The sequence below is a fragment of the Thermoanaerobacter brockii subsp. finnii Ako-1 genome, assembly GCF_000175295.2.
GTDB classification, from domain to species: domain Bacteria; phylum Bacillota; class Thermoanaerobacteria; order Thermoanaerobacterales; family Thermoanaerobacteraceae; genus Thermoanaerobacter; species Thermoanaerobacter pseudethanolicus.
In genome coordinates this window covers 267,378-291,883 of the sequence record NC_014964.1, presented here as the reverse complement: position 1 = coordinate 291,883, position 24,506 = coordinate 267,378, and the positions used below count along the sequence as shown (strand labels likewise).

Below are 24,506 nucleotides of genomic sequence, written 5' to 3'. Positions count from 1 at the left end.
CCTTTTATTAATCAAATCTATAAGTCAAATATTTATTTAATTTGTTCCCTTTACCCCTCCCTTCAACTTTTTTCAGTGAATGAAGTATTAAAAATAAATTAATTAAACTCACTTAAAATACTGTTAATGCATTATCTTGCCCTTCATACAAAGGTATTTCAAAAAGTTTGCTAATCGCTAATGTTGAAGCACCAATCACCCATCCTTCATCTCCAAGTTCAGATACTTTTATCTGTACTTTTTTTTCATGCATTTTGAAAAAATTATTTTTTACAATATCATTTATAACAGGTAAAATAATATCTTTAGCAATCATTCCTTCTCCTGCAAGAATTATTGTTGATGGATTTAATAGATTTATCACGCTTAATAAACCATACCCCAAATATTTTGCAGACAACCTTAATACATCAATCGCAAGCATATCTCCTTCTTTTGCATATTCATAGACTTTTTCAATAGATAAATCTTCTGTTAAATCTATTTTACTTTCACTATACATTTTTATATTATCTCTAATATAATCTACTATGAAATCTTCTGAAGCATATGCTTCCAAGCAACCCCTTTGTCCGCATTCACATTTTCTGCCTTCAGCAACCAACACCATATGTCCTATTTCTCCAGCACCGCCAAAATCACCAGTATACAATTTTTTATTAATTACTATTCCTGAACCAATACCAGAACCATAAGTTACCACTATAAAATTATTTAATTCTCTTCCATGTCCATACCACAATTCAGCTAATGTATAGGCATTCACGTCATTATCAATGTATACAGGAACGTTAAATTTATTTTCTAAAATATTACCAATTTCAACATTGCTCCAATTTAACATACCAGAATATATAAGTTTTCCTTTTTGTTGATCAACTAAACCAGAAACTGCGACTCCTATACCCATCAAATTTTTGTTATAAGGAATCTTTGTAATTAATTTTTCTATGTTTTCAACCACCATGTTTAATACCGTATTACTATTTGTCCCTTTTTTAAATGGTACAACTCTCTTTTCAATAATCTCACTTTTAAGATTTGTCAAAGCAAATATCAAGTTATTCTCCTCAATTTTAATGCCTATAATATATCCGTAATTATAATTAAATTCCAAAAGAATAGGTTTTCTTCCACCTGTAGAATCAGCCTCTCCTACTTCATGAACGAGATTTTGGTTTTCTAATTCTTCAACAATGTTTGTAACAGTAGATAATCCTAAATTAAGATTTTTTGAAATATCAGTACGGCTAATAGGTCCGTTCATTCTTATTTCATTTATTACTAAAGAGCGATTAATATCTTTTATAAGTTCCTTGTTTCCTATCCTTAGTTTCATTTGCCATCACCTGTATATATAATAACATACTTTTTTCACTGAATCAAGTATTTTTAATTAAAAAAATATCCACACATTACTTTGATAGGATATAAAAAACAATAGTTTTTATGGAAGAAATTGGTAGCGGCGAGTGGATTTGAACCACCGACACTGCGGGTATGAACCGCATGCTCTGGCCAACTGAGCTACGCCGCCATATTTTTGGTTGCGGGGGTAGGATTTGAACCTACGACCTCCGGGTTATGAGCCCGACGAGCTACCGGACTGCTCCACCCCGCGACATTGGTGCCGGAGACCGGACTCGAACCGGTACGGGCTTTTAGGGCCCGCAGGATTTTAAGTCCTGTGCGTCTGCCAGTTCCGCCACTCCGGCTTCATCTCCTTGAGACAGTATTTATTATATTATATCTATATCTCTAAGTCAATAGTTTTTTTATCCACTTTTGCAACTTCAAATGAAAATTCCATTTTCATAACTTAAATTCCCGAAATTTATATAGGACTGCTCCTTCTAAATTATCCCACTCACTAACGGTTATTTCTTTGAAACTCAGCATTTCTAATATGGTCAGTAATATAGCAGTTCCCGCAATTATTATATCAGCCCTTTGTGGTTGCAATCCAAAAAATTTTTTCCGCTCTTCCAATGTAACAGACATAAATTTATCTAAAATCCTCTTAATTTCTTCTTTTTTTAGCTGATAGCCATGAACTTTTTCTTGAGAATAAATTTCCAATTGCTGAGAAACAGCAGCAAGAGTTGTTATCGTTCCCCCTATGCCGATGACATTTTCAACTTCTTTGTACTTATTAATGGAATTTACCATTGTATCTATTATATGCAACCTGATTTCATCATATTCCTCAGCTGTAGGAGGGTCATTTTTAATAAATTTTTCAGTAAGCCTCACAGCCCCAATATCGAAACTTTCTTTTACAAATTCTCTACCTTTATATGCTAATTCAGTACTTCCTCCTCCTATATCTAACACCAGTGCATTTTCCTTATTAACCCCCATCACCGCTCCCATATATCCAAACAAGCTCTCTGTTTCTCCATCTATGATTTCTACCTCTAGCCCAAGTTTTCCAATTTGCTCAAAAAAAGCATCTTTATTTTTAGCATCCCTCATCGCAGATGTTGCAAAAGCATATATAACTTCTGCGCCTTTTTCTTGGGCCAATTTCACAAAGCGTTCAATCACTTCAATGCTTCTCTGTATCGCATTATTATTTAACTTCCCCGTTTTAGATATTCCTTCCCCTAATCGAGTTATTTCAACGTCTTTTTGTATCTTGTTTATATTTTCATTATCTATGTCACATATAAGTTGGCGTATTGAATTTGTCCCTATATCAATCGCACAAATTCTCATAATAACCCCCAACTATCACAGGTAAAAACCTGTAAAATTTCTCCTTCGCTTATGAAAAATCTTCGGGCATAACCCGAAGTTAATATCCATTGCTTTTTCTATAGCCAGTATTTCTTCTCTTGGAATCAAAATTCTTTCGCAGCTGTTGCTGTCTTTCGTCTGAATCCTTTAAAAACTTAAGCAATCTCTCTTCAAAAGAACTATTAGTATTATAATTCCTATTGCTCTGCCATACAAAATCCTTTGGATCTCTTTCTTTATTATTTTTAGGCAAAGCCTTTTTGATTGACAAACTTATTCTTCCATTAGCATCCATGGACAATATTTTTACTTTTACTTTATCATGCTCCTTCAAATGCTCCCTAATGTCTTTTACATAGGTATTAGCAACTTCCGAAATATGCACCAACCCAGTTTTTCCCTCTGGTAGCTGAATAAATGCTCCAAAATCTGTGATGTTTAACACAGTGCCCTCAACAACATCTCCAACCTCAAATGGCATATAAATAAAGATCCTCCCTCTAAAAATTTTATTAATGAGTTCATTATATATTAAAATACAAAATATTTCAAGATAAATTTTTCGAAATCACTTTTTTGTCTCTTGTGTCTTAGTTTTTGAAATATCTACATAAATTATTTCTCCTTTTTTAACCAACCCCAATTTTTGCCTTGCCTCATTTTCAATAAAACTTTCACTATTCATCTGGTGAAGTAATTCATTTAAATACTTATTCTCTTTTATTACTGCAGCTTCTTTATTTTTCAAATCCCTATACCTATTATTAAGTTTCTCTAATGCTACTTGCTGCTGAAAAAAAGTAAAGGCAACATATGCAATAAAGGCAAAAAACAATATCTTCTTTAGTTTTTTCACTCAAAACACCTACTTTCACAATGCGGATTAATCTATTATTTTTATTCGACATTTCTTTAAAAAATCCTTTATTTTTTCCTCTTAAAAATCTTAAAATGGGTTAAATTATTTTTTAGAAAAGCACCAGGCAAAGTTAAAATTTTTCTTGTAAACCTATAAGGAACAATAAAAAAATTGACTACTATTTTAACAGGGTATATAATAATCTCTGCCATCTTTTTTAAAAACTTTATTGTAAATTCATAAATTCCAATTAAAGCTTGGGTGATGAAATAACTTAGTAACACATAATAAAGAATAACTCCAATTGCAAATCCTAAAAAACTATAAAACCTGATTTCAACGTAATTGCTTATATACATAAAATAAAGCATAGTAATTGTCCCAAAAAGCCAAAATATAATATCGGCAATATTAGAAAAAGTTTTTTTAAGCCTAAAAACTCGCCTTGTTACTTTAAAAATATCGTATATAAATCCCAGCACAAAACCACCATATACTGTTACTAAAAATGCATAAACTTGATTTTGTATTGTTATTACCATTTACATACCCTCCTTTTCTTGTTATATTATATTTATCCATTGCAATAAGAATGAAACTAAAATAGGGGCGATGCATCATGACAACAGTATATGTTTCCGGACATAGAAATCCAGATACCGATTCTATTTGCTCAGCTATTGCTTATGCCTATCTAAAGCGCATATCTGAAGGTATAAATGCTATACCTGTTAGATTAGGTCCTATAAACCGAGAGACAAAATTTGTATTAGACTATTTTGGAGTAGAAGAGCCTATTTTTATTGAAAATGTATATACTCAAGTACAAGACATTAAATTTGATAAACCTCTTGTTTTTAAAGAAAACACCTCCATGTTTGAAGCATGGAACGCTATGATGGAAAAAAACATTAGAACAATAGCAGTAGTAGATAATGAAAACAAATTAATAGGAATTGCAACAGTAGGAGATTTGGCAAAGGCATATCTTTCCTCTTCTCATGAATTATCTAAATATAAAATTCCTATTGACAATATATTAGCTACTTTGAAAGGAGAAGAAATTTTAAGATATGTAGATTATCTTGAAGGAGACATTTTAGTAGCTGCAATGTCTAAAGAAAATGTATTAAAAAGAATAAAGAAAGGAGATATCTTAATCGTTGGAGACAGAGATGATATACAGCAAGCTGCAATTCAACAAGGAATAAAAGCTCTCATAATTACTGGCAATAACGGAATTTCAGAAAAAATTCTTGAACTAGCTAAACAATACAAAGTAACAATTATAAAAGTTGTACCAGATACTTTTGACACTGTTAAATTATTAAACCAAAGTATACCATTATCATATGTAATAAAAAAAGAAGACCTATTAACATTTAGAGTCAGCGATTATATTGATGATGTAAAAGAAGTAATGTTAAAATATAGATACCGCAACTTTCCAGTTGTCGATGAAGAAGGAAAAGTTGTAGGACTACTTGCAAGGCGACATATTTTAGACTACGAAAGAAAAAACGTCATAATGGTAGATCACAATGAATTTTCGCAAGCAGTTGAAGGAATAGAACAAGCAAGAATATTAGAAATAATTGACCATCACAGGATTGGGACGATAGAAACAGAGCAACCAATACTATTTAGAAACCATCCAGTAGGCTCTACTGCTACAATTATAAATCGACTTTTTGAAGAAAAAGGGCTAATTCCAGAACCAAAAATAGCGGGAATAATGTGCGCTGCTATTTTATCAGATACTCTTGTATTTAAATCTCCTACTTGCACACCAGAAGACGTAAGAGCAGCTAAGAAACTTGCAGAAATTGCCAACATAGACATAAATGAGTTTGGAACTGAAATGTTCAAAGCAGGTACCTCTTTAGAAGGGAAAACTGTTGAAGAAATATTTTATACAGATTTTAAAGAATTTACAATAAATAATTATAAAATCGGCATAGGACAGGTAAACACTCTTACAGATGCAGGAGAATTAAAACAACAGCTTATAAGCTTTATGGAAAAAGTGAAAAAAGACAAAGACTACGACATTTTATTGCTTATGTTGACAGACATAATAAATGAGGGATCTGAAATACTTTTTGTAGGAAACAACAAAGAGCTGTTACAAAGGGCTTTTAACGTTGAAATAAAAAACAACAGCTTTTATTTGCCTTATGTCATATCTAGAAAAAAACAAGTATTACCACCCCTTGTTAAAGCGATAAACACCCACTGAAGTTTATCGCTTTAACTTTTCTATAATATCGCCAAAATTTCTAAAAGGAGTGCATGGAATCTCATTTTCTTTACAGTATTTTTCCAAAACTCCTTTTGCAAAGACTTTATCTGCATGTTGAGAGACGCAAAAGTCTGAATATCCATCACCTATATAAACTACATAATATCCCCTAATTTTGTATCTATTCAATACTTCCAGTTTACACATGCCGCATTTATCACAATCCTTGCTTTTATGTGGAAAATCCACTTTTATTATTCCATCCTCAAACCAAAGTTTGTTACTGTAAAATTTTATATTAAAACCATATTTGTCCATAATAGCTTTTATATTAAAGTCATATCCATCGCTCACTATTACAACTTCATAATCTTTTGTTCTGCAAAAATTTAAAAACTCCATAAAATAATCATCTATTTCAATTGTGTAAAGCAAATCTAAAAGCTTTTTCTCATCTACTTCCATAAGTTTTAATGTTTCAATTGCGCATTCCTCAGTAGACATTTCCCCTTTTTCCCATAGTTCCTCATAATACTGCCATCCATCTTTTGCAAACTTTTTCACCATCAAATCAACAGTATCCACTTTAGTAACAGTACCATCAAAATCTACTAAAAAGACTTTTTTCATTTTTTTCAATTGATCTCTCCTCCTTTATTTTACATCCAAAAGCCATTTTACAAATTTTATAGCCAAATCTTTGCGTTGTCCATTCGCCATAATTGCAATAATTTTATCATTATAGTCATATCCCAGATTTTTTAAATATTCATTATTCCATCCAACATATATTCCGTAAACACCTGGTTTTAACTCACCAGAGGGTTTCTCTACTTTTGCTACATTTAACCCTGATAAATTTAACTCTTTTACCTTATCTAATCGCAAAAAAGCTCCTTGTCTTGCCAATATATCAAAATTATTTTTATCTAAAACAATGACATCTATATCTTGAGCCCCCATTCTAGCCATTAATTTTTGAGTTGAGGCAGGGTCAAGAGTAAAATTACCATTCGGACCCTTTACAAACCTATAAAAATCAATAGAAGCTTGTTTTTTTCCAGAAGGATCGCCAATTAATTCTTTAGTGACTTTTTTAGAAAATTCACTTTGTCTATCAAAATCCATATATTTGCCAATTAAAGCGATATTTAATACGTAATCCTTTCTATTAATAATACTACTTGTAAAAGAAACCAACAAATAGATTACTAATATACTTACGATAATATAAACTTTATAATAGTCCCATATATATTCTACTTTTTCTTTTGTAGTCATGTTTTTAAACCAATTTTTTCTCTCCTCACTCATTTGTTTCACACCTCTCTACTTCCTTTGCGCAAAAATATCCAAATTTATTATAGCAATTAAACTTTTTAAAATCGAGTACATAAAACAAAATAAGCCGCAACATGCGACTTATCGAAACATTCTACTTATAAACCCCCCTGATTTTCCTATAAGACCACTTTTGTCACTGTAATTTAGATTTATTACTTCACCATCAATTGACACTTGTCCATCATCAAGGTTCAATTTATTAATGTGAAGCCCCTGACCTCTTATCGTCAAAACTCCTAAATCCGTCTCTAATATTACTGTTTCTTCGTCAAAGCTTACAACATTCGTTACCCCAGAAATACTGATTCTTTCTCTATTTTCAATTGTAATATTATGAGGTTTCCCAGTTCTTGAAAAGTTCCTTTTATCTTCCATTTTAACCCTCTTTAAACCTCCCTTCTTTTTAATAGACTATTATTATCTATGAATCTTGTACTTTTTTTAGAACAAAAAAAAATCCTCCTTCCGGAGGATTTTAATCCCAAATTTTTACTATATTTATGCCTTTAAAATAATAGTTTAGTATATCTTTTGCCTTTTTCCCCTCTTTAGCCATCTGATATGCTCCCCATTGAGACATTCCTACACCATGCCCAAACCCTCTCCCTTTTATCACCAATTTACTTCCATCGTAAGAAACTTCATCTATCATAGTGGACTTTAGCCTTTCACTTCCAATTGCCATTCTAAAATCGGGAGCATTTACAGGCGTTTTGTCAAAAAGAAAGTTTACAGTTCTTCCTGAAGCCCCTTTTGTACCTATTTTCACAGTTTTAAAATCGTTTATGCCCAGCCCCATTTTTTTTAATGCATCAATCACTTCACTTTTGGTAAAAATAGCTGTCCAATGCTTTACATTAGCCGGTGCACTAGGACTTTCATTTGACTTTACACTCACAATATAAGGAGGTTCTGGCTCTTTGTAATTAAGGCCTTCCTTAGCCAAAGCAGTTTGTCCTGCTGCATGAGAGTGAAACCATGCATTTATAAATTTTCCGTCATATACAGCAACTACACCTCGCGTATCTTTTACGGCTTCTTTTATTTTAGAATTTATATTTGAAGGGTTCCAAGCCTGAGCCTCCTCAAAATCTGTTGATATGTCGGCTCCAGGATATTTTGACTTTTTAGTACTTACAAAATTTAAAACATATGTCCTAGCTAAAATCGCCTGGGCTTTTAAAGCCTCAATTGGCCAATAATTTTTTATCTCTCCCGCCACTGTACCTTCAACATATTTCTCCAAAGGCATATTTTCAATTTTACCTGTTTGCACAACATAAACTTTAAGAACAGGTTCTTTGTTTTCACCCACATTTATTTTTGCGGGTATTTTAGGTAGTTCCATTCGTGGCTTCCTAATAGGTTCTGGTTTTTTTGTAGGCGGCTTGCAGGAAGTCATGGCAAATAACAAAGCTACTAACACCGCAATTAATTTCAGTATGTTCCTATACAATTAAAATCCCTCCTATACTTTTGTTTATAGTATTTGAGGGATTTTCACAAATCATTCATTCTTCTATCAATTTATACATTTTGTAAGCCTCGTCTTTTAAAGCATGTTCTTTTACATCTAAAACCTCTACTTTGACAATTTTATTTCCAAAGTTTATCTCTATTATATCATGTTCTTTTACTTCGTCACTAGCTTTTGCTTGCTTGCCATTTATAAAAACTAATCCCTTGTCACAGGCCTCTTTTGCAATCGTACGCCTTTTGATAAGCCTTGAAACTTTCAAAAACTTGTCGACTCTCATACTTCTTACCTCCAGACAAAAGTAAGAAAATCAGGTCATAAAGACCTGATTTTCTTAAGAATTTACTAAATCCTTTAACGCTTTTCCTGCTTTGAAAATAGGAGCTTTTGAAGCAGGAATAGTTATTTCTTCTTTTGTCTGAGGATTTCTACCTTTTCTTTCAGCTCTTTCTCTTACTTCAAATGTGCCAAACCCTACTAATTGAACTTTGTCACCATTCTTCAATGCTTCTTCTACTGCTTCAATGAAAGCATTTAATGCCTTTTCAGCATCCTTTTTTGTTAACTCACTTTTTTCTGCAATTTTCGCAACAAGATCTGCCTTATTCACAACAATACCTCCTTAGTTTAAATATGTTTTACTCTTATTTATTCTTCACAAAATCGAAAAATCCTGCTAATTTACGCTTATTTTTCATTTTTTTTATTAAAATTATTCATCTTTGCTTCATTCCACAGCTTATCCATGTCACTTAAAGTCATTTCATCCAATTTTTGTCCATTCTTTGCCGCAGTTTTTTCAATGTATTCAAATCGCTTTATAAATTTTTCCACTGTGTTGTGAGTTGCGCTTTCTGGTTCTACATCTAAAAATCTAGCTACATTTACCACTGCAAAAATTAAATCTCCAACTTCCTCAATAATCTTTTCTTTATCTTTCCCTTTATACACCTCCTTTAATTCTTCTAATTCCTCATAGACTTTAGAAAGTGCATCCTCAACCCTCTCCCAATCAAAACCCACCTTTGCAGCTTTTTCTTGAATCTTATAGCTTCGCATAAGAGCAGGCATATACCTTGGCACATCTTTTAAAACTTCCGTATAAGAATTTAAATCTTTCTCCTCTTTTTTCAACTCATCCCATTTTTCTAATACGGCTTTAGAAGTTTTTAATTCTTCTGTCCCAAAAACGTGAGGATGCCTCCAAATCATCTTTTTGCATATGCCATCTACTACATCGCCAAAATTGAATGTTCCCCTCTCCTTTGCAATTTGTGAATGGAATACAACTTGTAAAAGCACATCTCCTAACTCTTCTACCATCTTATCCTCAGATTCTTTTTCAATCGCATCAACTAACTCATAACTCTCTTCCACCAAATATTTTTCAAGGCTTTGATGAGTCTGCTCTTTATCCCATGGACATCCCTTTTCACTTCTTAAAATTCTCATTATCTCTAAAAGGTCATATATGTCATACTTTTCTTGAAAGAGTGTTTGTACAGGAGGTATGTATAAAGAAGTAAGATAATCAATCCAATCGAGCCTGTCAATCATATAAAGGGGTATTGTCTCTATTACTTGTTTCCCTGGAATCCCCGCATTTTTTATAACAGTCACAGGATAACTGTCTCCATACACTTCTGCCAGTTTTAACTTCACTTCTGAAGCTATAAATCTATCATACACCTGCACAACAATATTGCCACATCTCTTATCAGGCTTTTGAACATCCAAAGACAAACCATCAATTATTTTGAGGCCATATATAGGGTCAATTTTCAATTCGCCTATAATGGCATCAATAAAAGAAATAGCTGGTATAACCTCTATTGATATATCGGCACAATCGTTACAAAAGTTTAATATGTATTCCACAGATTTTTCCGCTACATAAGGATGTCCTGGAACAGCATACACAACCTTTCGATATTTTTTTGCTATATCTATTATTTCCCGCGCAATATTTTCATAAACTTCTTCAAAAGTAGTACTTTTTTCGTACATCTTGTCAAAAGTGTCAAAAATAATTCCCTGCGTTTTAAGATAAGGAACTACCGGATGCTTTTCTGTCCGCAAAAAAACCTTATCAGCATTTTTCATTTTCTCTATCGTACCCAGTGTAATGGAATCTGCCGAACCCGGCCCTAAGCCTACTATAAATAGTTTATTCACAGTAACCACCCCAAAAGCTAAAATGTACAAATAATATTATATCACTTATTTGGATTTTTATATAATTAAATTTATCTTATACTTAGCCGTTGAAAAATCTGCTAAATTAAATTATAATATATTTTAGTACGCACATTAAGGAGTGGTAGTACATGGATATGGTGGAATTGGGCAAAAGAATTAGAGAAGAAAGAAAAAGGCAATTCTTAAAACAAGGAGATTTATCAGGAGACGAATTTTCCAAAGGCTATATAAGCCTTATAGAAAAAGGTAAAATAAGTCCTTCCTTAAAAGCTTTAAATTTTATCGCTCAAAAATTAAATAAGCCGGTTGTGTACTTTTTAGATGAAGACTATGTAGAAAAAGAAGAATTAAAAAAGGAACTTGCAAAATACAAAAATATTTTAGAAAAGTTCTTAACTGCTCAAAAAGCTTTTGATAACAAAAATTATGAGGAAGCTATTAAATTATACATCGATATTTTAGACAATGCAATAGATGAGTATTCAACAAATTTGATAAATTTTTACCTAGCCAAATCTTATTTTGCTATCAAAGACTATACAAAAGTTCTTGAAATTTTAGATAAAATATCTCCATATTTTGAAAAAAGCTCATTGAATGAAATTATAGTAGAAATGCATTACATGAAAGGATTGTGTTTGGGCAATCTGCAAAAATTTCAATCATCATTGGAAAATTATTTAAAAGCTTTAGATGGTTTTGAAAAATACTCTTTAAAACACACACAATTGAAATCCCGCATACTTTATAGTATAGCAAATTTATACAGTAAAATGGGAGAATTTATTAAAGCAAGAGATTATTATATGAAATGCCTTGAATATTCTACTCAAATTAAAGCAGTAGATTTTATTGCTTTGTCAAATAATGGACTAGGACTTGTAAATCACGAGCTTAAACAATATAAGGATGCTTTAAAATATATAAGGCGTGCTATTCTGATAAGTAAAACCCTAAATTTAAAAGAAGATATTGCTAATGAATACAATTATTTAGGTTTTGTATATACCGATTTAAAAAAGTATGATATTGCAGAAAAATATTTTGTAAAGAGCTATTCGCTGTATAAAGATTTAGGAAATGAAAGAGGAATGGCATACAATCTCACAGAAATCGGAAGAATTTACTATTTAAAAGAAGATTATCCCAAAGCATTAGAATATTTAAATCAATCTTTAGAAATCGTAACAAAACTAGGAGAAGAAGAAATGGGTAGAATTTATACGATATTAGGAAATTTACATTTAAAACAAGGCCAGTTCGAATTAAGTGAAAAAGAACTTTTAAAATCTGTAGAAATACTCAAAACCCTTGGCCTTAAAAAGGACTTGTCCGAAGCCTATAAAGGATTGGGAAATCTGTATATTGCCCTAAATAATCCAGAAGAAGCTAAAAAATATTTTAATCAATCAATAGAGCTGTTATATGAAAATTAATAGCAAGGAGAAAAATAAATGAATACAGTGGAAAAATTAGAATATTCTTTTCCTGCTCTTAAACACAGAAATTTTAGGCTCTTCTGGTTTGGACAGATGATTTCCCTTATAGGCACGTGGATGCAAAACATAGGCCAGGGTTGGTTAGTCCTTGAACTAACAAATTCTTCTTTCTTATTAGGGCTGGTAAGTGCTGTTCAGTTTTTGCCTGTAATGCTTTTTTCTTTGTTTGCAGGAGTCATAATAGATAGATTTCCAAAGAGAAAATTGATTTTATTTACTCAAATAAGTTTTGCAATTTCCGCCTTTATCCTAGCAACTTTGACTGCCCTAAAGATAATAAATTATTGGGAAATATTAGCTTTAGCTTTGGTTAATGGTTTTTTAAACACGATAGACATGCCAGCAAGACAATCTTTTATCATTGATTTAGTAGGAAAAAAAGATTTAATGAATGCCATTGCTTTAAACTCAGCAGTGTTTAACGCAGCAAGGATAATAGGTCCAGGAATCGCAGGAATATTAATTGGCAAATTAGGATATTCCATATGTTTTTATTTGAATTCTGCAAGCTTTATTGCTGTGATAATAGGGCTTATATTAATTACAGTAGAAGGTATAACACCAAAAGCTAATGACGGCAAAACAAAAATCTTTGATGACTTAAGGGACGGATTGAGATACATCAAAAATACCCCTGTTATATTCACTACAATACTCATGATTGCTATTTTAAGCACTTTCTCTATGAACTTCAACGTATTAGTACCTGTTTTTACCAAAGATGTTCTCCACAGAGAAGCGACAGATTATGGCTTACTAATGTCAGCAATGGGAACGGGAGCCCTGATAGGAGCATTGACACTAGCTTCGGTAAGTAGAAGAGGAGTAAAGCCTGTCTATTTGTTTGGCGGTGGCATTGGACTTGGTATTTTTCAAATACTTATAGGTATACAAAGTAGTTATTTATTAACAGCTTTACTTTTAGCTTTATCAGGCTGGTTTATGATAACCTTCAACTCTTCTGCCAACACCACAATACAAATTAATGCAGCAGATGAATTCAGAGGGAGAGTGATGAGTGTTTATTCTTTGGTTTTTGGTGGAGTAACTCCTATAGGCTCACTATATGCTGGCACACTATCTCAAAAATTTGGCCCCCATATAACTTTTATAGTAAGTGGAATAATCGCACTATCGTATACACTTTATGTTTTAGTGTTTCAATATAAAAAAGTTTATGGGACAAAGGTATAATTGTCCCATTCTATTCTTCTTCATAAATCATTTTTGCCAGTGGAAACATTTCTATAGCTCTCGGCATTAAACCTTGAACATAAGCTATTAATACCCCATAGTTTACTATTGGAATGTTTTTGCTTTTTGCATATGAAATTCTATACATCATTTCCCTTCTGTTCAACATACATGCTCCACAATGTACAATCAAGCTATATTCTTCGAGATTGTCTGGAAAAGTTATGCCACTTGACCAGTCAAATTGTATGTCTCCTCCAACAATCTGGCGTATCCATCTGGGTATTTTTACTTTTCCTATATCATCAGACTGCCTGTGATGTGTACATCCTTCAGCAATGAGGACTTTATCACCAGGTTTTAGTTTTTTTATTGCTTTTACACCTCTTACAAGTTCCTCCAAATCACCTTTATATCGTGCAAAAAGAATAGAAAAAGATGTAAGCGGTATATCTTTGGGCGTATCAGCGCTAACTTTCAAAAAAGCCTGAGAATCTGTAATAACCAATGATGGCTTTTTCCCTAGATTTTGAAGTGTCTCTTTTAGCTCATGCTCTTTTGTAACAATAGCCATCGCATCATTGTCAAGAATATCTCTTATTGTCTGTTGCTGCGGAAGTATAAGTCTTCCTTTTGGAGCAGCTTTATCTATAGGAATAACAAGAACTACAAAGTCTCCCGGTTTTATTAGATCACCTACAATCGAAAGTTCCCTGTCGTCATATGGTGCTTTCTTTATTAACATCATTTTTAGGGCTTCAATTCCATGTTTTTTTAAAGCAGAAACTTCAATAAGCTCTAGTTTTAATTTTTCTTCCCATTTTCTCTTATCTTCCTCAGAATATTGTGACAAATCTTTTTTATTTATTACCCCTACAACTGGAATATTTTTATCTCTAATGATTTTCAAGACATTTTCTTCGAACTCTGAAAGCCCTATAGTGCCATCTATGACAAGAATTGCAAGGTCTGTTCTGTTTAAAACTTCATAGGTTTTTTTTACCCTAAGTTCCCCTAACTCTCCCGTATCATCAAGTCCAGCAGTATCGATGATTACAACTGGTCCTATTGGAAGTATTTCCATTGCCTTCGACACAGGATCAGTAGTAGTACCTGCAACATCAGATACAAGGGCTACTTCCTGGTTTGTAAGAGCATTTATAAGGCTTGATTTACCTGCATTTCTCCTGCCAAAAATAGCTATGTGGAGCCTGGAAGAAATAGGTGTCGTGTTCATAATTATTTTTCTCCTTTCAATCTTCTTTTCCCTGGTATTCCTGGTTTTGTCATTTCATAAGGGTTAAATATTATATCAAGTTCTTCCTCTGTAAAGAGTCCAGCCTCTAACACAACTTCCCTTATCGTTTTTCCTTTTTCTTTAGCCATTTTTGCAATTTCCGTTGCCTTTTCATACCCAATGTAAGGAACTAGCGCTGTTGCATACGAATAACTTTTTTCAATAGTTTCTTTTAAGTAATCTTTATTCGCAGTTATTCCCTTAATGCATTTATCTATAAATATTCGTATAGCATTTCTTAATAGACCTATCTGCATAAAAAGATTATATGCAATTTGAGGTAATGTGAAATTAAGCTCAAATTCACCTGCTTGGGCACACAAAGTTATTGCATGGTCACATGCTATAACTTGAAACGCTGCCTGCTTTACAGCCTCAGGTATAACAGGATTCACTTTTCCAGGCATAATCGAAGAACCTGACTGTACCTCTGGTATATTAATTTCCATAAGCCCACATTTAGGTCCTGACGACATAAGCCTTATATCATTCGAAATTTTTATAAGGTTAACGGCTGCCGCTTTTAAAAGCCCAGATACCTCAACAAAAACATCATTGTTCTGAGTAGGATCCATCATATATTCCGCTCTTGCAAGTCCTAGTCCTGTTATTTCTCTTAATATTTCTATAACTGAGAATATATACTTTAGCTCGGCATTTACTCCTGTCCCAACAGCAGTACCGCCAATGTTTACCTGTCTCAACCTTTCTTCAACTTTATATATCCTCCATCTGTCCCTTGCAACTGCTTGTGCATATGCACCAAATTCCTGACCAAGCATAACAGGAAGAGCATCCTGTAACTCGGTTCGTCCCATTTTACATACATCAGAAAACTCTTCTTCTTTTTCTTGAAGCACACTTTGAAGCTCAGCTAAATCTTCACTCAAAGGCTTTAAAAGACGTATTGCTGCAATTCTCACCGCTGTCGGGAAAACATCATTTGTAGATTGACTCAAGTTTACATGTTCCAGTGGGTGTACAATAGAATAGTCCCCTTTACTACCCCCCAGTAGTTCTATTGCCCTATTTGCAATAACTTCGTTAGCATTCATATTAGAAGAAGTACCTGCACCTCCCTGGAGGGCATCAACAATAAATTGATCATGGTATTTACCTGATATTATCTCATCACAAGCTAAAATTATTGCCTTCGCTCTTTTTTCATCAAGCAAACCAGCTTTCATATTTGCAATTGCTGCAGCCTTTTTGACCATCGCAAGCGATATAATAAGTTCTCTATGAATTTTTTGTCCTGATATATTAAAATTTTCATAAGCTCTTAATGTATGTATGCCATAATAAGCATCAACTGGAACCTCTTTTTGCCCTAGCAAATCATGCTCAATTCTATATTTCATAAAAATTGCCTCCACTTTATATATAAATCATCAATATAATCAATAATACAGAAACGTCAGATTGTCAACAATTTATCGATATTTAATAGTCAAACTTACAGTAAAAGCAGCACCCTTGTTTACTTCGCTTTCAACGGTTATACTTCCACCATGTTCTTCAATTATTTTTTTTGCTATGGCAAGTCCCAATCCTTGTTGCTTATGAACTTTAAAATTGCCTCTTGCCATCTCCTGAGTCGCCTTTTTCACCATGTTAAGAGGTTTTGTAAGTACATATATTATCATACTTTCATAAAAATTAACAAATGCATTTTTTCACTTTTCCGATATTGTTATTTACTAAAAAATTTCTTTTCCCTCTTGAAATCCAAAAAATTTTAATGTATTATAAATATAAAGGATAATATATTTCCATTAAGATGTATTATCCAAGGCAAATTAATTCTAGTTGCACAGTTTTACATAATTTAAAGGAGGAATCAAAATGGCTGACTTATATGGAGTTTATAAATGCGAAAAGTGTGGAAATATTGTAGAAGTGCTTCATGCTGGCCAAGGGACATTGGTATGCTGTGGCGAGCCAATGGTTAAAATGCAAGAAAAAACAGGAGATGCAGGTACAGAAAAGCACACACCAGTTATTGAAAGAAATGGCAATATTGTAACGGTTAAGGTAGGTAGCATACCACATCCAATGGAGGAAAAGCATTGGATTGAATGGATTTCTCTCTTAGCTGATGGTGTATATATGAGAAAAGTATTAAAACCAGGTGAAAAACCAGAAGCGGTTTTTGTAACAGACGCTAAAAACTTAAAAGCATGGTCCTACTGCAATTTGCACGGTCTATGGAAATCTGAGTAAAAATAAGGGCAAAAAGCCCTTATTTTTACTATCTAACTTATACTCTTTTCTATCTCTCCATTAAATTATTTTGCGTTTTTCAAAGCCTCTGTAGCTAACTCTTTGAAAGTTTCTGATGTGTGTGTAGCTCCTGTAACTGCATCTACTTTAGCAGGATCTTGCTTTTCTACTAGTTGCTGTTCCAACTTTTCATATGCTTCTTTAGGCGTGATATTAACTTTTGCCTTCATGTTTTCAGCATATTGTTGGTCATCTCTCTTTAATTGACCATCTTTGTTAACTTCATTATAAGTTACAGAGGCTATCTTGCCATCCTTTACAGTCACTTCTATTTGTCCTTTCCAACCATGATCGTCAAAATCAGGTTGTTCCGCCTTATAAGTACCATCTTTGTAACCACCACTTGCTGTTTTTGAAGAACAGCCACTCATAACAACCAGTGCAAACAACCCCACCAGCACAAGAGCTAAAACTCTTTTCATAAAATTTACACCTCTCCTCAAATGTGCGTTTTGTAAACTTAAATGAAAGTTGAGGACTTCAATCCTTTCTGGTACAATGTTTTGCAGGAAAAACAAAATACCTCCCAGAAAGGATGAAGTCCTCATGCAAAACATTGTACCATTAAAGTGTCCAAAATGCAATAATACTAGTCTGTTCTACAAATATGGCAAAACTAAAGATGGTTATCAAAAGTATCTTTGCCGTAAATGCCACCATCAATTTGCTCCTGATAAACCTTCTTCTAAAAAAACTCCTAAATATCCTCGCTGCCCTGTTTGTGGTAAAGCTTCTTTCCTTCATCATGATTATGAGTATTACTCTAATTACCGTTGTTGCGATAAAAAGTGTAATCATTCGTTTTTTGTCCCAAAACCTACTGCTATCCCCTCTACTTCTATGTCTAAGCTCGTTGGCAAAACTAACTTTAAACGCATGCGCTATCCTCTACATATCATTCTCTCTGCTTTGTCTATGTTTTTTCTTGGTAAAAATTCATTTAGAAATATTTCTTTAATTTTAAAAACTACCTTTAATGTTGAGGTCTCTCATACTACTATCAGTAATTGGTGTAGAAAGTTTGCTCCTTTGTTTCACAATATTTCTCTAGAACTTATTCCTATGTTGAATTTTAATTCTGATGAATGGCATGTAGATGAAACTGTAGTTAAAATCGCTGGTGAAAAATATTATATCTGGTTTGTTATAGATTCTGAAACTCGTTTTATTCTGGGTTTTCACCTCACTCCTTATAGAGACTCTAGGCAAGCTTTTGCTTTGCTTAATTCTGTTAGAAATTTAGGAACTCCTTCTGCTATTGTGAGTGATCGCTACAGTGCTTATAAAGTACCTGTTAAGTCTTTATTTGGTTACAGTGTTAAACATATTAGGGTTGAAAGCTTTAAGAATGACATCTCTAATAATTTGATAGAATCTTTCCACCATCAGTTTAAGGCCTGGTATAAGGCTAAACAGGGTTTTGCTTCTTTTGAATCAGCTAATAATTTAATCAGTATGTTTGTGTTTTTTTACAATTTTGTAAGGCCTCATTCTTCTCTCAATGGTTGGACACCGGCTCAGGTGGCTGGTTTAAATCTTACTCCAAAAGAAAAGAAAAAGTATTTGTTAGTTGCTTGAAGCAGTCTTCTCTTCTTAATCAATAAACTAGTAAATGGTTACCCTTGGAAATAGCAAGGGTATGCTTCCCTATGCCTTTTTTGCTTTTGCTATAAATTGGATTTCGGTTTTCCTCATTCTTTTTATTGATTTTTTACCTCGTTTCGCTATATTTTGGACAAATTTTGAAGCTATCATGAGAAATCCTATGCTATTTTTTCATATTTACTTTACAAAGCCGAAATTATTTAGTCATTAAAGTATATTCAGGATCAGTAACTTTAAAGTTGCCTTTTAGACCAGAGGTTATATATACTTTTTTATCGTCTGTAACAAATATAGCTTGCACTCCAGGTAAACTTTCTGCCAACTTCAAACCTTCTTCTAAGCCAATTACAAAAATTTTTGAAAGAGCATCACCATCTATAGAAGTATCAGTTATTATTGTCACACTGTATAAGTGATTATCTACAGGATAACCTGTAAAAGGATTTAGTATGTGATGATATAATTTTCCATCTTTTTTAAAATACCTTTCATAAACTCCAGAAGTAACAACAGCTTTATTGGAAACCTCTACTATGCCCAAATATTCACCTCTTGGTTTAAAAGGAGTTTGAATACCTATACGCCAGTTACCACCATCAGGTTTTGTTCCTATTGTAAGAACATCACCTCCTAAATTAATTATGGCATGTTTTACACCCTCTTTCTTTAAAACTTGTGCTACTTTATCTGCCGCATATCCTTTTGCAATACCTCCTAAATCTATACTCATACCTTTATTTTTCAGCATAATAGTCATATTCTTTTCGTCCAATATTATATCCTTATAATTTACAAGAGGGAGTTTAGCTTTTATTTCTTCAGGGGAAGGTACTTTAGCTTTATCAGTTCCTATATTCCAAAGTTTTACTATAGGTCCTACTGTAATATCAAAATACCCCTTTTCAACATCAGAAAAATGTACCGCTTTTTTTATCACATAAAAGGTGTCAGGTGAAACCTTAACAGGTCTAATACCTGCATTCTCATTAATTTGATTCACTTCACTGTTTTTGATGGTAACACTCATCTTGTCTTCTACATCTTTTATAGCTTTAAATCCCTCATCTAAAACCTTTTTCGGCACATTATCGTATATGCTTATTGTACAATAAGTATCTAAAGCAAATTGTGTATCAGATATAGGCTGTGAATTTTTATTTGAACACCCAGAAAATATACTGGCAACAGTGAATATTAGAAAAAAAGCTGCAAAAAAAGTCATAGATTTTTTCATATAATGATCTCCTCCAAAAAAGACTTTACATCTCTTTTTAATTATTTTAATTAATAATTTCTATATAAAAGTTTACCAGTAACTTCAATTAAAACTTGTTTAGATGGAGAGTCTTTCAACATAGATATTTTATCAAAAGCCTTTTTAGTATATTTTTGTGCCAGCATTTTTGACTTATCTATCCCGCCATTTTGCTGAACAAATTCAATTATTTGTTGGATGTCATCATCAGAATAACTTTCTTTTTTAAGTAATTCTAATATTTTTTTATCTTTATTCTTATCCAGCGAATAGATTAAAGGCAGAGTAAAAACCCCTTCTCTTATATCATTGCCCAGAGGTTTCCCAACTACAGCCTCTTGACCAGTATAATCTAAAATATCGTCTATAATTTGAAAAGCCATGCCAATATTGTAGCCTATACTTCCCAATGCTTTAGCCAAGCTTTCGTCACACTTGCTTTCATAAGCCCCAACATAAAAGCTTAAAGCAAAAAGAGCAGCAGTTTTCGCAGCTATTCGCCTCAAATAATCATTTATCGTAATGTAGATATTGTGACGACTCTCAAATTGTCCAATTTCACCTTTGCATATCTTTGAGACCACTTTTGACACTTTTTTAGATTACTAACAGTAATATTATCTGATAACAACAAAAAACTCTCAGAAAAAAGGAAATCTCCTATAAATACAGCATAATCTTTTCCATATTCTGCTTGGATAGTGGGCTTGCTTCGCCTTATCAAAGCATTATCAATTATATCATCATGTACCAAAGTCGCCATGTGGAGCATTTCTATAGCAGCTGCTAAAGGCAATATTTTCTCTCTATCGTATTCTCCGAATTTCCCGGCTAAAATTACAAAAGCGGGTCTGAGCATTTTACCACTATTGTAGATCATATCTAACAATATATTCCTGATTGATTTGTTAGAGTTTTTAATACGCTTTTCCATTATTTTTATAACTTCAGTAAGCTCACTTTTTATCTCTAAATTTTTATCCCAAAATTTATCCATCTAACCACCTTGATCAATGTAAATTTAAATTTTTTAATTTTCTCCAATGTTTTAAAACAAATTTCGCAGTAAGTCCCACAAAAACGCCAGTTCCTATTCCAGCTATCATCAAAATAGGTAAATACACCATTATATTAATATTTTGCACTACAAGAGAGGCTACCAACATTTGCCCAATGTTGTGAAATACAGCACCTATAACACTTACACCAACTTCACTTATGTTTTCTTTACCTATACTCTTGGCAAAATACATAGCAAAAAGGCTTAATACTCCCCCTCCTATGCTATAAAAAAAAGTAGAAGGTAAAGAAGCAAAAAGAGTTGCTAACAATATTCTCACAAATAGCACAATAAACGTATCAAAGAATCCAAACAAATACAAAGATATGACCGTGATTATGTTAGCAAGTCCTAATTTAGCACCGGGAGCAACAAAAGGAACAGGTAGCATTCCTTCTATAATATATAAGATTAGAGAATTAGTAGCAAGTATTGCGAGAAAAACCATTCTATGAGTCTTCGACATAGTTGTAGACTCAATAGACAACTTGGTCGACTTCGGCATTTTTAACACCTCGTATCTCTACAACCATTCTAAATGGCAAACATACTATACTTTGCCCCGGTTTATCAATAAACCCTTCTTTTATACAAATTTTGTCTGGACATTCAGCATAAATAACCTGTATCCCACCATTTTTAACCAACAATACATTTTTTCCATACTTTGTAACTATAGGTATCTCTTCTCGATAATTTACATCCTCCAATGATATCTCTTTATATATCTTTCCGTCTACCATTATTACCGCATATTTGTGGTGATAATGTTGGGTTGTTGATATTTTATAAAATACCAACAACCCAATAGCTAAAACAACTACAAAAAGCATAATTAAGATATCACCTTTTTTCACACTAAATAACCCTCTTCCATCCCATCAACTGATATAAAGATACGTTTTTCGTGCAAAAGAGGTCTTTTTCCACCAATTCTTTATCCAAGGTATCACGTAATAATCCAGTCCAAAAGCTCTTCCTGCCCCTCCCATTAAAGCTATAGCTGCAAATATATACCATAATATAGACTTATCTGCCATCGCAGATAATATAAAATTAAGTGCTAAGAATATAGAACCAGCTGATGCTAAAACAGTAAACAAACCTGCTATTAAAGCCAAGCCTATTGCTACTTCCGCTAGTACTACCATCGCTTGGAACAAAAAGGCATGTGGCGCCACAAAAGTATCCATAAACCATTTGTAAAAAGCAGGAGGTTCTTTTAACAAAGGTTGCAAAGTTTGTGCTGCAGTAGCAGCTTCACCAGCTTTAGCAGTAGCACCAGATACATCAGAGGTAGTTATAATAAATATTTTTGTAGGGTCAAGCCATCCTTGCTGTATTTTGTTTATACCTTCTATAAGCCACAATGCACCTACATATATCCTTAAAAGAACCAGCCAAAATATGGGGATATGTGCAGCAATATGTCCTCCTAATATTGAACGATTGTTTTTAATTTCAAAGAACTCGTGATAAATGTATGATAACACCGCATTAAAACCTGCTACACCAAAAAGATAATGCATATTTACAAGGTGTTTCATAGCCATAGCTAAAAAACCTGTCAAAGATACACCCATAAGTTCTGCCACTGCATACCTACTTCCTATAGAAACCATAAAACCATGATATTTCGGTTTAAAAGGTTGTTTTTCTCCTCCTTTTATATCAGCTACTATATTGTGTACTACAGTTTCGGCAGACTGCAAGGCAGTCTCTACTATTTGTGGAATAGGTTTACCATCTAACTCATAATAAGCTAAATCTCCTATTACATAAATGTTTTCTTTGCCTACTGCCTGCATGTACTCATTCGTCTGAACTCTAGATCTTCTACCTAACTCTAAACCAAAATTCTCAACACATTTGTTACCCTGAACTCCACACGTCCATATAAGAGTTTTTGTTTCAATTTTTCTGCCATCTTTTAAAACTATATAATCTTTTGCTACTTCTACTATAGGAGCATTTGTTAAAACTTCTACACCTTTTTTGGCCAAAAATTTAGCAGCTTTATTAGCTAATTTTGCATTTAAATTAGGAAGTATGGTATTCAACGCTTCTATCACCATAATTTTAACATCATTGTGATCTAAATGATATTTATCGCATAAACTTTTTGTCCATTCCATCAATTCGCCTGCAGTTTCAATTCCCGTAAACCCTGCGCCAGCTACCACAAAGGTAAGCATTTTTCTTTTCTGCATTACTTTCAACACTCGCTTTTCTAAACATCTCCTCAATATGTTCCCTTGTCTTAATAGCAGCTTCTAACGTTCCTACCGTAAACCCATACTCAAATACACCGGGTATACCAAAATCACATGGCTCACTTCCAATTCCTAAAATCAAATAATCATAGTTATACTCCCCATCTTTTCCAATTACGCTTTGCTTTTCATAATCAATCTTTTCTACTTCATCTATTATGACTTCTACTTTTTTATTTGCAAAAATCTTGTGTAAATACACACGAACACTGTCGGGTTCTATTCTGGAGCCAGCTACTTCATGTAAATCTGTTAACAATGTATGATAAGGTTTTTTGTCAATAAGAATTATTTCTATATTGCTGTCATTTTTAAATTTTTTGTGTAGTAATTTAGCGGCATGTACGCCCCCATACCCGGCCCCAATGATGATAATTCTTTTATGATCACTCATAAAAAACACCTCTTATTTGATATAATTATAACAACATTCTTTACATATATTTTACTATATTAATTGTAGTCTGTCTATAGTTTGACAACGAAAACATTATCTTAATATCCCTTTAAAAAATTATGGGGATATACCTTATTAAAAAGTATACCCCCATACCGTATTTACGCGATTTCTACAATTATTTAATAAGCAAGGTCTTTGCTTTAAACAATGCCTAAATTTAAACAAACAGCAAGCCATTTTTTATTGTCCTTGTGCAAGTGGAGCAGGTAATACAAATATCCTTTGAGCCAATTCAGCATCCAGTATGAATATAGGCTGTATGTTATCTCCTATAAGCTCTAACTTGTCAACAAGCCTCTGGAAGCTCTCTTCTTCTTCTACCTGCTCGTTGACAAACCACTGCAAAAATGCATTGGTGGCATGATCCTTCTCCTCAATTGCTATATCAACAAGCTTATGAATCCTTTCAGTTACAGTCTTTTCATGGCTCAAAGCCTTTTTAAAAAGTTCTAAAATACTTTCAAAATTTTCCTCTGGTTTTTCTATAGGATAAAGAGTAACTTTCCCGCCCATGCGATATATGTACTCGTAAAAAATTCTCGCATGTGCAAGTTCTTCTTGTGTCTGAACCTTGAAGAAATTAGCAAAACCCTCTAGGTTTTTCTCTTGAAAATAATTTTCCATTGCAACATATAGATATGCAGAATAAATTTCGTAATTCAACTGTTTATTTAATCCTTCTAACATCCTGTTACTCAACATACAAAATACACCTCTCAT

Annotated in this window: 27 protein-coding genes, 3 tRNA genes and 1 pseudogene; 5 read left to right on the top strand and 26 right to left on the bottom strand. The window is 33.0% G+C overall.

Going from position 1 to position 24,506, the window contains the following annotated elements:
- Nucleotides 1-112: 112 nt before the first annotated feature.
- From THEBR_RS01340 to yabQ, 8 genes are all read right to left on the bottom strand, one after another.
- Nucleotides 113-1,339: an ROK family transcriptional regulator gene (locus tag THEBR_RS01340; protein ID WP_012268949.1), complete on the bottom strand. Its 1,227-nt coding sequence runs from the start codon at nt 1,337-1,339 to the stop codon at nt 113-115.
- 121 nt (nt 1,340-1,460) lie between these two features.
- Nucleotides 1,461-1,537: transfer RNA gene (locus THEBR_RS01335), tRNA-Met, on the bottom strand.
- A 7-nt stretch (nt 1,538-1,544) separates the two neighbouring features.
- A tRNA-Met gene (locus tag THEBR_RS01330) sits at nt 1,545-1,621 on the bottom strand.
- 4 nt (nt 1,622-1,625) lie between these two features.
- A tRNA-Leu gene (locus THEBR_RS01325) sits at nt 1,626-1,715 on the bottom strand.
- Nucleotides 1,716-1,812: 97 nt separating this feature from the next.
- Nucleotides 1,813-2,718 carry a Ppx/GppA phosphatase family protein gene (locus THEBR_RS01320; protein WP_003868292.1) on the bottom strand — a complete coding sequence of 302 codons (906 nt, stop codon included), beginning with the start codon at nt 2,716-2,718 and terminating at the stop codon, nt 1,813-1,815.
- 79 nt (nt 2,719-2,797) lie between these two features.
- Nucleotides 2,798-3,220, bottom strand: a complete 423-nt coding sequence (locus THEBR_RS01315; protein WP_012268947.1) for a S1 domain-containing RNA-binding protein — start codon at nt 3,218-3,220, stop codon at nt 2,798-2,800.
- A gap of 87 nt (nt 3,221-3,307) precedes the next feature.
- Entirely contained in the window at nt 3,308-3,595 is a 288-nt protein-coding gene (locus tag THEBR_RS01310; protein ID WP_012268946.1) for an FtsB family cell division protein, read from the bottom strand.
- A gap of 68 nt (nt 3,596-3,663) precedes the next feature.
- Nucleotides 3,664-4,140 (bottom strand): spore cortex biosynthesis protein YabQ, encoded by a 477-nt coding sequence (gene yabQ / locus THEBR_RS01305; protein WP_003868289.1) that lies wholly within the window; start codon nt 4,138-4,140, stop codon nt 3,664-3,666.
- 77 nt (nt 4,141-4,217) lie between these two features.
- Between yabQ and THEBR_RS01300 the strand changes: the two genes are divergently transcribed.
- Nucleotides 4,218-5,837 carry a putative manganese-dependent inorganic diphosphatase gene (locus THEBR_RS01300; RefSeq protein WP_003868288.1) on the top strand — a complete coding sequence of 540 codons (1,620 nt, stop codon included), beginning with the start codon at nt 4,218-4,220 and terminating at the stop codon, nt 5,835-5,837.
- Between the two features lie 3 nt (nt 5,838-5,840).
- Here THEBR_RS01300 and THEBR_RS01295 read toward each other — a convergent pair whose 3' ends face one another.
- The 7 genes from THEBR_RS01295 to yabN form a co-directional block, all read right to left on the bottom strand.
- The gene (locus tag THEBR_RS01295; RefSeq protein WP_038016417.1) at nt 5,841-6,470 is read right to left on the bottom strand and encodes an MtnX-like HAD-IB family phosphatase; all 630 of its coding nucleotides are present in this window, start codon (nt 6,468-6,470) and stop codon (nt 5,841-5,843) included.
- Nucleotides 6,471-6,494: 24 nt separating this feature from the next.
- Nucleotides 6,495-7,154, bottom strand: coding sequence for an extracellular solute-binding protein (locus tag THEBR_RS01290; RefSeq protein WP_003868286.1), 660 nt, complete (start codon nt 7,152-7,154; stop codon nt 6,495-6,497).
- Nucleotides 7,155-7,262: 108 nt separating this feature from the next.
- Nucleotides 7,263-7,559 (bottom strand): sporulation protein YabP, encoded by a 297-nt coding sequence (gene yabP, locus THEBR_RS01285; RefSeq protein ID WP_009052175.1) that lies wholly within the window; start codon nt 7,557-7,559, stop codon nt 7,263-7,265.
- 100 nt (nt 7,560-7,659) lie between these two features.
- Nucleotides 7,660-8,640, bottom strand: a complete 981-nt coding sequence (locus tag THEBR_RS01280; protein ID WP_012268945.1) for a SpoIID/LytB domain-containing protein — start codon at nt 8,638-8,640, stop codon at nt 7,660-7,662.
- Between the two features lie 55 nt (nt 8,641-8,695).
- The gene (locus THEBR_RS01275) at nt 8,696-8,941 is read right to left on the bottom strand and encodes an RNA-binding S4 domain-containing protein (RefSeq protein ID WP_003868283.1); all 246 of its coding nucleotides are present in this window, start codon (nt 8,939-8,941) and stop codon (nt 8,696-8,698) included.
- A 54-nt stretch (nt 8,942-8,995) separates the two neighbouring features.
- Nucleotides 8,996-9,271: an HU family DNA-binding protein gene (locus tag THEBR_RS01270; protein WP_003868282.1), complete on the bottom strand. Its 276-nt coding sequence runs from the start codon at nt 9,269-9,271 to the stop codon at nt 8,996-8,998.
- Between the two features lie 77 nt (nt 9,272-9,348).
- A complete protein-coding gene (gene yabN / locus THEBR_RS01265) occupies nt 9,349-10,836 on the bottom strand; it encodes a bifunctional methyltransferase/pyrophosphohydrolase YabN (RefSeq protein ID WP_003868281.1) in 1,488 nt (495 codons plus the stop codon).
- Between the two features lie 152 nt (nt 10,837-10,988).
- On the opposite strand from yabN, the gene THEBR_RS01260 reads away from it, so the two are divergent.
- Both THEBR_RS01260 and THEBR_RS01255 read left to right on the top strand, forming a co-directional pair.
- A complete protein-coding gene (locus THEBR_RS01260) occupies nt 10,989-12,296 on the top strand; it encodes a tetratricopeptide repeat protein (RefSeq protein ID WP_012268944.1) in 1,308 nt (435 codons plus the stop codon).
- Between the two features lie 18 nt (nt 12,297-12,314).
- On the top strand, nt 12,315-13,553 hold the full coding sequence (locus THEBR_RS01255; protein WP_003868279.1) for an MFS transporter: 1,239 nt from the start codon (nt 12,315-12,317) through the stop codon (nt 13,551-13,553).
- Between the two features lie 10 nt (nt 13,554-13,563).
- Here the strand turns inward: THEBR_RS01255 and hydF are convergent, their stop codons facing one another.
- The 3 genes from hydF to THEBR_RS01240 all read right to left on the bottom strand — a co-directional run bounded on the left by hydF (nt 13,564) and on the right by THEBR_RS01240 (nt 16,439).
- Nucleotides 13,564-14,790 (bottom strand): [FeFe] hydrogenase H-cluster maturation GTPase HydF, encoded by a 1,227-nt coding sequence (gene hydF / locus THEBR_RS01250; protein WP_012268943.1) that lies wholly within the window; start codon nt 14,788-14,790, stop codon nt 13,564-13,566.
- 2 nt (nt 14,791-14,792) lie between these two features.
- A complete protein-coding gene (locus tag THEBR_RS01245; protein WP_012268942.1) occupies nt 14,793-16,211 on the bottom strand; it encodes an aspartate ammonia-lyase in 1,419 nt (472 codons plus the stop codon).
- A gap of 72 nt (nt 16,212-16,283) precedes the next feature.
- Complete coding sequence (locus THEBR_RS01240; RefSeq protein WP_232195895.1) at nt 16,284-16,439, bottom strand: ATP-binding protein; 156 nt, start codon at nt 16,437-16,439, stop codon at nt 16,284-16,286.
- Between the two features lie 256 nt (nt 16,440-16,695).
- Between THEBR_RS01240 and THEBR_RS01235 the strand changes: the two genes are divergently transcribed.
- The gene (locus THEBR_RS01235; RefSeq protein WP_003868275.1) at nt 16,696-17,073 is read left to right on the top strand and encodes a desulfoferrodoxin; all 378 of its coding nucleotides are present in this window, start codon (nt 16,696-16,698) and stop codon (nt 17,071-17,073) included.
- A 65-nt stretch (nt 17,074-17,138) separates the two neighbouring features.
- Here THEBR_RS01235 and THEBR_RS01230 read toward each other — a convergent pair whose 3' ends face one another.
- A complete protein-coding gene (locus THEBR_RS01230) occupies nt 17,139-17,555 on the bottom strand; it encodes an FMN-binding protein (protein ID WP_003868154.1) in 417 nt (138 codons plus the stop codon).
- 124 nt (nt 17,556-17,679) lie between these two features.
- On the opposite strand from THEBR_RS01230, the gene THEBR_RS01225 reads away from it, so the two are divergent.
- Nucleotides 17,680-18,711, top strand: coding sequence for an IS6-like element ISTps1 family transposase (locus tag THEBR_RS01225; protein ID WP_012268941.1), 1,032 nt, complete (start codon nt 17,680-17,682; stop codon nt 18,709-18,711).
- A 223-nt stretch (nt 18,712-18,934) separates the two neighbouring features.
- Here the strand turns inward: THEBR_RS01225 and THEBR_RS01220 are convergent, their stop codons facing one another.
- The 7 genes and pseudogenes from THEBR_RS01220 to THEBR_RS01195 all read right to left on the bottom strand — a co-directional run bounded on the left by THEBR_RS01220 (nt 18,935) and on the right by THEBR_RS01195 (nt 24,488).
- Nucleotides 18,935-19,972 (bottom strand): FAD:protein FMN transferase, encoded by a 1,038-nt coding sequence (locus THEBR_RS01220; protein WP_012268940.1) that lies wholly within the window; start codon nt 19,970-19,972, stop codon nt 18,935-18,937.
- Between the two features lie 50 nt (nt 19,973-20,022).
- Nucleotides 20,023-20,577 carry a polyprenyl synthetase family protein gene (locus THEBR_RS01215; protein WP_279624945.1) on the bottom strand — a complete coding sequence of 185 codons (555 nt, stop codon included), beginning with the start codon at nt 20,575-20,577 and terminating at the stop codon, nt 20,023-20,025.
- Entirely contained in the window at nt 20,508-20,990 is a 483-nt protein-coding gene (locus THEBR_RS12590; RefSeq protein ID WP_279624944.1) for a polyprenyl synthetase family protein, read from the bottom strand. Before THEBR_RS12590 ends, THEBR_RS01215 begins: the two co-directional genes overlap by 70 nt.
- 13 nt (nt 20,991-21,003) lie before the next feature.
- Nucleotides 21,004-21,558 carry a Gx transporter family protein gene (locus tag THEBR_RS01210; protein WP_012268939.1) on the bottom strand — a complete coding sequence of 185 codons (555 nt, stop codon included), beginning with the start codon at nt 21,556-21,558 and terminating at the stop codon, nt 21,004-21,006.
- Nucleotides 21,530-21,910, bottom strand: a complete 381-nt coding sequence (locus tag THEBR_RS01205; RefSeq protein ID WP_013570772.1) for a NusG domain II-containing protein — start codon at nt 21,908-21,910, stop codon at nt 21,530-21,532. Before THEBR_RS01205 ends, THEBR_RS01210 begins: the two co-directional genes overlap by 29 nt.
- Nucleotides 21,911-21,934: 24 nt before the next feature.
- Nucleotides 21,935-23,720: pseudogene (locus THEBR_RS12585) on the bottom strand (FAD-dependent oxidoreductase).
- Between the two features lie 246 nt (nt 23,721-23,966).
- Nucleotides 23,967-24,488, bottom strand: coding sequence for a ferritin (locus tag THEBR_RS01195; RefSeq protein ID WP_003868147.1), 522 nt, complete (start codon nt 24,486-24,488; stop codon nt 23,967-23,969).
- Nucleotides 24,489-24,506 lie beyond the last annotated feature (18 nt).